This window comes from Candidatus Chloroploca asiatica, assembly GCF_002532075.1.
GTDB classification, from domain to species: Bacteria; Chloroflexota; Chloroflexia; order Chloroflexales; family Chloroflexaceae; genus Chloroploca; species Chloroploca asiatica.
In genome coordinates, this window is record NZ_LYXE01000037.1 from 1 (window position 1) to 1,210 (window position 1,210).

A 1,210-nucleotide genomic window follows, 5' to 3' on the forward strand; every position below is an offset into this window, starting at 1 on the left:
CTCGCCGTCGTGTGGGTGATCAGGCTGGTGTGGACATCCGCCTCATCGATGGCGTCATCCACCGCGGTCACTTGCACGCTCTGGGCGGTGTTCCAGTTCTGCGGCGTGAAACTCACCGTCGTGCGGTTCACGCTGACCTGCGCCGCATCGACGGCCAGCGTAATCGTCACCGGCGCGGTCGGCTCGCTCAACAAGCGCACGTTGTAGCTCGCACTTGCGCCACCCTCGGTCACGTCGAGCGTCGTCGGCGTGATCGCCACGCCCGCCGTGTCGTTGTCGGTAATCCGCACCGTCACGGTGGGCAACGGGGTAAAGCGGGCCGTCGCCTGATTGTAGTTCGGGTCGGCACTCGCCGTCGTGTGGGTGATCAGGCTGGTGTGAACATCCGCCTCATCGATGGCGTCATCCACCGCGGTCACTTGCACCGTCTGCGCTACATTCCAGTTCCCCGGCGTGAAGGTGAGGCTGCTCCGGTTGACGCTGACCTGGGCCGCGTCACGCACCAGCGTGATCGTCACCGGCGCGGTCGGTTGGCTCTCCAGGCGCACGTTGTAGCTCGCACTTGTGCCGCCCTCGGCGACGTCGAGCGTCGTTGGGGTGATCGCCACGCCCGCCGTATCGTTGTCGGCAATCCGCACCGTCACCGTCGGCAACGGGGTAAAGCGCGCCGTCGGCTGGTTGTAGTTCGGGTCAGCACTCGCCGTCGTGTGGGTGATCAGGCTGGTGTGAACATCCGCCTCATCGATGGCGTCATCCACCGCGGTCACTTGCACCGTCTGCGCTACATTCCAGTTCCCCGGCGTGAAGGTGAGGCTGCTCCGGTTGACGCTGACTTGGGCCGCGTCACGCACCAGCGTGATCGTCACCGGCGCGATCGGTTGGCTCTCCAGGCGCACGTTGTAGCTCGCACTTGCCCCGCCCTCGGCGACGTCGACCGTCGTCGGGGTGATCGCCACGCCCGCCGTGTCGTTGTCGGTAATCCGCACCGTCACGGTGGGCAACGGACGGAACGGCGCCGTCGGCTGGTTGTAGTTCGGGTCAGCACTCGCCGTCGTGTGGGTGATCAGGCTGGTGTGGACATCCGCCTCATCGATGGCGTCATCCACCGCGGTCACTTGCACGCTCTGGGCGGTGTTCCAGTTCTGCGGCGTGAAGGTGAGGCTCGTGCGGTTGACGCTGACCTGGGCCGCGTCGCGCACCAGCGTAATCG

At 66.0% G+C, this 1,210-nt stretch carries 1 pseudogene; it reads right to left on the reverse strand.

The window, feature by feature from the left end:
* A pseudogene (locus A9Q02_RS03360) lies at nt 1-1,199 on the reverse strand (Calx-beta domain-containing protein); the annotation flags it as partial.
* Between the last annotated feature and the right edge of the window lie 11 nt (nt 1,200-1,210).